Source organism: Paenisporosarcina sp. P4_E4_2, assembly GCF_056401595.1.
Genome location: NZ_JBFUJC010000122.1, coordinates 1 through 8440, shown reverse-complemented (window position 1 = coordinate 8440; position 8440 = coordinate 1). Strand labels below are relative to the sequence as shown.

The 8440-nt window shown below is 42.6% G+C and carries 8 protein-coding genes and 1 riboswitch; of the genes, 7 read left to right on the top strand and 1 reads right to left on the bottom strand.

All coding sequences use genetic code 11. From position 1 onward, the window contains the following. From AC1DSB_RS10245 to AC1DSB_RS10215, 7 genes are all read left to right on the top strand, one after another. Positions 1 to 315: DedA family protein (locus AC1DSB_RS10245; protein ID WP_477586667.1), on the top strand; the 315-nt coding region annotated here is incomplete at its 5' end. Between the two features lie 9 nt (positions 316 to 324). After that, entirely contained in the window at positions 325 to 1152 is an 828-nt protein-coding gene (locus AC1DSB_RS10240) for an undecaprenyl-diphosphate phosphatase (protein WP_477530794.1), read from the top strand. 261 nt (positions 1153 to 1413) lie between these two features. Beyond that, on the top strand, positions 1414 to 1869 hold the full coding sequence (locus tag AC1DSB_RS10235) for a hypothetical protein (protein ID WP_016428393.1): 456 nt from the start codon (positions 1414 to 1416) through the stop codon (positions 1867 to 1869). An 80-nt stretch (positions 1870 to 1949) separates the two neighbouring features. Then, a riboswitch (cobalamin riboswitch) is annotated at positions 1950 to 2125 on the top strand. A 181-nt stretch (positions 2126 to 2306) separates the two neighbouring features. Continuing rightward, complete coding sequence (locus AC1DSB_RS10230; RefSeq protein ID WP_477530795.1) at positions 2307 to 4532, top strand: ribonucleoside-diphosphate reductase subunit alpha; 2226 nt, start codon at positions 2307 to 2309, stop codon at positions 4530 to 4532. A 12-nt stretch (positions 4533 to 4544) separates the two neighbouring features. After that, positions 4545 to 5585, top strand: a complete 1041-nt coding sequence (locus AC1DSB_RS10225; RefSeq protein ID WP_016428391.1) for a ribonucleotide-diphosphate reductase subunit beta — start codon at positions 4545 to 4547, stop codon at positions 5583 to 5585. Positions 5586 to 5779: 194 nt separating this feature from the next. Beyond that, on the top strand, positions 5780 to 6193 hold the full coding sequence (locus tag AC1DSB_RS10220; protein ID WP_016428390.1) for a VOC family protein: 414 nt from the start codon (positions 5780 to 5782) through the stop codon (positions 6191 to 6193). A 391-nt stretch (positions 6194 to 6584) separates the two neighbouring features. Beyond that, on the top strand, positions 6585 to 7781 hold the full coding sequence (locus tag AC1DSB_RS10215) for an MFS transporter (protein ID WP_477530796.1): 1197 nt from the start codon (positions 6585 to 6587) through the stop codon (positions 7779 to 7781). A 168-nt stretch (positions 7782 to 7949) separates the two neighbouring features. Here AC1DSB_RS10215 and AC1DSB_RS10210 read toward each other — a convergent pair. Then, a partial coding sequence (locus AC1DSB_RS10210) for an AIM24 family protein (RefSeq protein ID WP_477586665.1) occupies positions 7950 to 8440 on the bottom strand: 491 nt, incomplete at its 5' end.

Genomic DNA, 8440 nt, shown 5'->3' with positions numbered 1-8440 from the left:
AAAGCAGATAGCTGGTTTGATAAATATGGCATTTGGACTGTATTGTTTTGCCGCTTGATTCCATTGATTCGCAGTCTGATTTCGATTCCTGCCGGGATGTCGAATATGAAATTTGGATTGTTTTTGTTATTTACGACATTAGGAACACTTATTTGGAATACGATTTTAGTATCGGTCGGAGCAGCGGTGGGCGATAACTGGGAATCAATCGTTGGCGTAATGGACGTGTATTCAAATATTGTTTACGTCTTGCTTGTACTTGCAGGACTTGCCGTAATCTGGTGGTATTTACGATTCCGAAAAAGAAGAGCATAAGGAGATATTATGGAACTATTTGATTTGCTTAAAGCGTTAATATTAGGATTTGTTGAGGGGATGACGGAGTTTGCACCCGTTTCTTCTACCGGACATTTAATTATTGTGGACGATATGTGGTTAAAAACATCTGAGTTTCTTGGGAAACCTTCGGCTAACTCGTTTAAAATCTTTATTCAGCTTGGATCGATTTTGGCGGTAATTGTGGTGTTCTGGAAACGTTTATTCAGTTTGGTTGGTCTTTATAAAATGAAAGATACAACTACAGGCTCAAAGTTAAAATTGACGCATGTAATTGTAGGTTTAATCCCGGCGGGTGTGCTAGGCGTATTGTTTGAAGACTTTATCGACGACAATTTATTCCGTACCGAGACGGTATTAATTGGCTTGGTTATTGGTGCGATTTTAATGATTGTGGCTGATAAATTCGGACCTAAAAAACCGAAAACACAGACGTTGGATCAAATTACATACAAGCAGGCATTCACTGTTGGGCTTGTGCAATGTTTATCGTTATGGCCAGGTTTTTCTCGTTCGGGTGCGACCATTTCAGGTGGTGTATTGTTCGGGATGAGTCACCGGACGGCAGCTGATTTTACATTTATCATGGCTGTTCCGATCATGTTCGGTGCTAGCTTCTTGTCCCTTTTGAAAAACTGGGAGGATATAAATCCAAGCGATACTTCGTTTTATGTCGTAGGATTTATCAGTGCTTTCGTATTTGCGCTGATTTCCATCAAGTTCTTCCTGAAGTTAATCGAACACGTGAAATTGACGCCATTCGCAATTTATCGATTGGTATTGGCGGCAGTGTTGTTCGTGATTTATGTTCTATAATGGATTCGAAAACGGTCTCAATATGAGGCCGTTTTTTTGTTTGTGGAAAAGAGGAGAATCCGCGAGTTTTTCTGTGATGCGCAAATAGAATGGTGGAAACAGCGAATAGAGTTAATTTAAGGCTTGAAAGGAAGCAGACTGTTTCTGTCGAATATAATTGGTTAGACTAGCAAACACATTTACATAGGATACGAAATAACGTCTACTTTGCCCAATGGGTAATAAGTGAATACAAAGAATTGAGAAAAGGGGATAGACAACATGACTGAGACGATAAGTATCGATCACCGTACAATCGCGGTTCGATTGTTTAATGAAACATGGGATTTGATGGAGAAGAAAGACCGAACAGGTGATGAGGATTCACAAATGCTGGAGAAGGCATATGCTTCGCTCTATCATTGGCGCCAAATCGGCACAAAGCTTAATTTGGCTAGAGGCTATTGGCAAGTGTCCCGTGTCCATGTCATTCTCGGACAAGGTGATACAGCATATTTTTACGGCGTGGCGGGTACAGAACTATGTGAAGCGGAAGGATTTGGCGATTTTGATTTAGCCTTTGCTTATGAATCCATAGCACGTGCAGAAAAGTGTAGGGGCAATTCTGAGTCAATGAATATTTGGTTGGCACGCGGGCAAGTAGCGGCCGAAAATATCGCGAAAGAACCAGACAAAAAATATTTTTTAAGCGAATTGGCTAGTGTAGATAAGGGTTGAACGAATTCAGCGATGATTCATCGGTTGTAAGAAAAAACACTATATGTTAGATTGGATATTATGTAAAACACAATATATAGTGTACAAACGAAAAAGAGGTACCAGTAATGGTTTAAAAGGGAATTCGGTACATGCCGAAGCTGTCCCCGCAACTGTAAGTGTAAACGACTGTACAAAGTCCACTGTGCATCAGCATGGGAAGGGTACGGAAGGATAATGCACGAGCCAGGAGACCTGCCTTTTTTTTCGATGAAGCAACACTTTCTTCGGGGGTTGAGGAGTGGAAGCGAGCTATTTGTAGCGAGCGAAATTCCATTTTCTCTCAAACCAATTCTACTCCTTTCCATTCTTTCAATCTTGAGCGATGGCTCAGCCGAAGAGGCTGTTCCATCGCTTTTTTGTGTTTCTGAAATTGTTGAATTGGAGTGGGTATACATATGGTACAAAAGGTATTAACAGACAAAGAAATACTGATAGATCAACTGCTGGAGCAGTTTAAAGAGAATGAGTTGGCTCCCTTGTTGCATGCCAATGAAAAATGGCTGAAGAAAAATCCACAAGCAACCGATGAACAGTGGTCAAAAGCCATGGTAATGGAGTCACTTAGTCATCTGGATGAAGAGCAACCATACTGGACTTTCGTCGCTGCTCGTGTTTACTTGGCACAAGTTTACAGCGAAATCGCTGTAAGACGAGAATGTTCAAGTCAAAATGTGTATAAGGATTTTGAGAAACACCTTCAGCGCTTATCGGACAAGGGTTTATATAATGCCCGTCTCCTGAAGACCTATAGTAAAGAAGAAATCAAAGCATTAGGTGAAGTGCTTGAACCGGAACGCGATGGACTATTCACATATATTGGATTAAAGACATTGATGGACCGTTACGTGGCAAGAGATTACGACCTTTCACCCGCAGAGCTACCGCAAGAACGATGGCTCATCATTGCTATGACGTTAATGCAAAACGAAACCGAGAATCGCTTGGAGAAAGTGAAGGAAGCATACTGGGCAATGAGTAACTTGTATATGACCGTTGCAACACCTACCCTTTCCAATGCAGGGAAGCCAAATGGGCAATTATCGAGTTGCTTCATCGATACAGTTGACGACAGTCTTCAAGGGATTTATGACTCGAATACAGATGTTGCCACGCTATCGAAATATGGCGGTGGTATAGGCATTTACATGGGGAAAGTGAGAAGCCGAGGTTCCTCAATCCGAGGATTCAAGGGAGCATCGAGCGGTGTGCTGCCGTGGATCAAGCAATTGAATAATACGGCGGTCAGCGTGGATCAACTCGGTCAACGACAAGGAGCGATTGCCGTTTATTTGGATGTGTGGCATAAGGACATCTTGCCTTTCCTTGATTTGAAGCTAAACAACGGGGATGAACGATTGCGCGCACATGATATTTTCACAGGTGTGTGCCTACCGGATGTTTTCATGGAGAAAGTCGAAGCACGCGAAGAATGGGCACTGTTTGACCCGCATGAAGTACGTACTGTCATGGGTTATTCTCTAGAAGATTTCTATGATGAAACCCGGGGGGAAGGTACTTTCCGAGATAAATATGAAGAGTGTGTAGCGAACGAACAGTTGTCGAGAGAAGTAGTGCCGGCCATTGATATTATGAAACGCATCATGCGCAGCCAACTGGAAACAGGTGTGCCATTTATGTTTTATCGAGACGAAGTAAATCGAAGAAATTCAAATAAACACGAAGGCATGATTTACAGCAGTAACTTGTGCACGGAAATTTTTCAAAATATGAGTGCGACAGAATTTGAATCGATCACGTTGGAAGACGATGTCATAGTCACGCGCCGTAAGCCTGGTGATTTTGTCGTGTGTAACTTGTCCTCCATCAATTTAGGAAAAGCAGTTCCGGCTGGTGTGTTGGAAAGATTGATCGAAGTGCAAGTACGCATGCTCGACAATGTCATCGATCTGAACATGATTCCAGTGCCACAGGCAGAACGAACAAACGCAAGATACCGTGGAATCGGTCTTGGAACATTTGGTTGGCATCACTTATTAGCGCTGAAAGGAATTCGATGGGAATCTGACGAAGCGGTAGAATTTGCGGATGAATTGTATGAGGAGATTGCTTATTTGACAGTACAAGCATCCATGAATATCTCTCGTGAAAAAGGACCTTATCCATTATTTGTTGGATCAGCATTCCATACGGGAGAGTACTTTGAATCGCGTGGTTACGATTCATTGAAATGGCGTGAACTTCGTCTGGATGTTGCCATGAATGGCGTGAGAAACGGGTATCTCATGGCCGTCGCACCGAATTCTTCCACGTCGATATTGGCAGGAAGTACAGCAAGCATCGATCCTATATTCCAAAAAAGCTATTCGGAAGAGAAGAAAGACTACAAAATTCCGGTAACAGTACCTGACTTGAATCAAGAAACAACATGGTTTTATAAGTCCGCGTACTTCATCAATCAGCATTGGACATTAAAACAGAACGCTGCACGACAACGCCATATCGATCAAGGGGTATCGTTAAATTTATATGTACAAAACACAATTAAGGCGAAAGAATTGCTGGACTTGCATCTGGATGCGTGGGCAAGTGGTTTGAAAACGACCTATTATGTGCGCTCCACATCGGTGGAAATGATGGAATGTGAGTCTTGCTCAAGCTAAGGAGGAAATTGAATGACAACGATTGAAAAACGAAAGCTCATGGATAAAGAGGCACCAAACCGTTCTACCGGCATCGTCAATGGGGCTTCATCGAATGTACTGAACTGGGATGATGTACGGTTCAGTTGGGCGTATCCGAAATATAAAAGGATGCTCGGAAACTTCTGGACCCCTTTTGAAATTAATATGGGCTCGGACGTGAAGCAGTTCGGCGGGTTGAATGATGCGGAGCGGGAAGCATTCTTGAAAATCATCGGCTTATTGGCATTGCTCGATAGTATTCAAACTGATTTCGCAGGGAAAGTTGCTGATTATTTAACGGATTCCAGTTTGAATGCGCTTATGATAATTTTGGCACAACAAGAAGTGATTCATAATCATTCTTATTCATATGTGCTGTCGAGCTTGGTGTCGAAACAAGAGCAAGACCGGGTGTTTGATTACTGGCGCACGGAACCGGTCCTGGCAAAGCGAAACGAATTCGTCATGAAAGGGTATGAAGCTTTTTCAGATGAGCCAAATGTTGATTCATTATTGACTGCGATTGTCTATGATGTCATTTTGGAAGGGTTATTTTTCTATTCTGGATTCGCTTTCTTCTATCATCTCGCACGTCATCAAAAAATGGTCGGCACGAGCACAATGATCAACTACATCAATCGAGATGAACAAATTCACGTCGATTTGTTCGTGAAAATTTATCAGGAATTGTTGCGAGAATATCCTCAGTACGATACGCCAGAAAGAGCTCGTAAAGTTGAAAATATTTTCAAAGAAGCGGCTGCACTTGAAATCGAATGGGCACGTGAAGTGATAGGGGATCGAATTGACGGTCTGGACGTCGAGGATGTGGAAGAATACATTTGCTTCTATGCAAATGTCCGCTGTGCTCAACTTGGCTATGAACGACCATTCCCGGCGTATCGCAAAAATCCATTGAAGTGGATCAAAGCCTACGAAGAAGTGGATTTGGGCAAAACCGACTTTTTTGAGCAAAAGTCTCGTCAATATGTAAAAGTCAATGTGCAAGACAATGGGTTTGATGATTTATAGGAAGTTTAGGAAGAACGCTGTTTCATAAGGCGAGTTGAATCTGTAGTGCGATGAGTTTAAGCGATAAATTTGTACAAGTGACCTTTAAATAATCAAAAGAGTAAAAAATAAACATTTTAAGATGTAAAAGGATAATAAAGAAGTCTGGCGAATCCTATAAGAGATACTTAATTTTCATTAAGGAGATGTAGAGAATGAAACCAGTACTTCCATATTTAACGTTTTACGGAAATGCCAAAGACGCAGCTGCATTTTATGAAGTAACATTCAGTTTAGAGAACCAAGGGATGCTAAAATATGGGGATAGTGATTTTCCATCACCGCCTGAAGCGGCAGATTACATTATGCATTGTCACTTAACAAATGGAAACTTCAGCATTATGCTTGCTGACTCCTCAACCCCTGGCGAATCAGGTACGACAAATGTTTCATTGATGATTGAATGTGAAAGCGAAGAAGAAGTGAATCGTCTGTACAATGCATTATTAGTGGGCGGTCAGGCAATCATGGAACTTCAGGACACGTTCTGGGGAGCCAAATACGCTAAAGTGCGCGACCAGTTTGGGTACACATGGGATCTGAATTTCGAAAAAGGACAAGCTGAATAACAAACTGTGAAAGATAGTAGGGGCTGCCGATGTTACTGGCAGCCTTTTTCGTTGGGGGAAAATGGGTGAATGGGAATAAAGCTCGGACAAGTGTTGCACCGGCTCCCAGGAAGAACGCCAATGAAGAAACCTAACAAGGAACCCCTAAGTTCATTCATGCCGAATAAAATACTCTGATTAATTTACCCACACCAAATCCGCTCTTCTGTATCAAAAAAAACCATGACAATATTCTGAATAGAAATTATAATGAATAAAGTTTTAGAAAGGGAGAGATAGCATATGAAAAGAACAACATTGGCTTCAGCATACAAATTGGAGGGCATGTTGGGATAAAATGTGAACTCCGATTTGATTTTAACCCAAATCAAAAAATCGGAGGAAATTAGAATTGAGTATACAAAATTTTTATTACACTTTAACAAGTTCACGGTCGTTTTTCATTCAGATGGTGTTCACATTAAACGCCATTTACTATGTAACTCAAGCGGAATTGAATGCTTTGCAACTCGTATTGATCGGTACGACTATGGAAGTGTCTGTTTTACTGTTTGAAATGCCCACAGGTTTATTCGCGGATCATTTCGGACGGAAAAGGTCGCTTGCTTTCGGAACACTCGTCATCGGGTTAGCACATGTTTTGGAAGGTAGTACGCCTGAGTTTTGGGCGATTGCGGTAGCTTCTGCGATGTGGGGAATCGGCTGGACATTCATCAGCGGGGCGGAACAAGCTTGGATTGCTGATGAACTGAACGCTAAAAGTTTGGAAAAGACGTTCTTACGTGGATCGCAGTTTTCATCCTGGGCTCGCTTTGCGGCGATTCTTGCAAGTGTGACAATCGCAGCGATTTGGTCCGTACAAATTGCAATTATTGTTGCGGGAATCATGCTCATTGTCATAGCGGTATGGGCTATCATCAAGCTACCTGAAACAAAGTTTGTTAGAGTTACTCGTGAAAAAGGTGTCTCAGGTGTCACGCATATGGTGAACACCATCAAAACTGGTGTTTCTCAAATTCGCGGGAACACCGTGTTGGTCAGTATTGCGATGGTAACCTTGTTTTGGGGGCTCGCCAGCGAAGGCTTTGATCGTTTGTACGGCGCTCATTTCATTGTGGACTACCAGTTGTCGGAAAGTGAGACCGTTTATTGGTTCGGTACATTTTATGCGGTCGCGTTTTTACTGAATATCGTGGTCCTTCGTTTCGTCGAGAGACATGTCAAAGGACGTTATGCACATGTATTATTGATTACTAACACCGTGTTGATTGCAACGATGATTGCTTTCGCTTGGACAGGTCATTTCTGGGTGGCGGTAGCCATGTATTGGGTGACAAGTGCACTGAGAAACGTAAACTATCCATTGATGAGCATCGTTACAAATGAACGCATAGAATCAAAAGGGCGTGCCACAACACTTTCCATGTTTGGGCAGCTTGATGCGTTCGGACAGATTGCCGGTGGACCACTCGTCGGCATGCTGGCATTGTACACGTCCATTGCAGGAGGGATTACTTCTTCTGCGTCGTTAATCCTGCCGGTGCTTTATTTCTTATGGCGGATGAAAAGGAAAATGAAAGTTTCATAGATTGATTAAGTGCCTGGTGCGAATACGTATCAGGTTTTTTATTTTACAGCGAAGCGTAAAGAGCAAATCAGAAGATAGATATATGGGGGAATTACTGGTGCAAGGGAATAAATGACGCAACCACAAAAAAACAGTGCACCATTAAAGGCACACTGTCATTAACTTTATTTATTTCCCGCCTAATATATCAAATAGCCCGCCTGCCAAGCTACCTTCACCTTTTGAGCTGCCGCCAGGAATTTGTGGGGCTGCTGCAAAGACTCGGCTTGCCAATCGACTGAATGGCAACGATTGTATCCATACGGTTCCTGGCCCACGCAATGTAGCGAAGAACAATCCTTCTCCACCGAACAACGCCGTTTTTACGCCCGGCACCATTTCAATGTTGTAATCAACTTCCTTGGTCATGGCCACTAAACATCCTGTATCGACACGTAACACTTCGCCTGGTTGTAAGTGTTTCTTATGAATAGTACCTCCAGCATGAACGAATGCGAGTCCGTCACCTTCAAGCTTTTGCATGATAAAGCCTTCACCACCAAAGAAACCAGTCCCAAGTTTACGTTGGAATTCAACGCCGACCGATACGCCTTTAGCCGCTGCCAGGAACGCATCTTTTTGACAAATGATTTTGCCGCCCATTTCACTCAAATCCATTG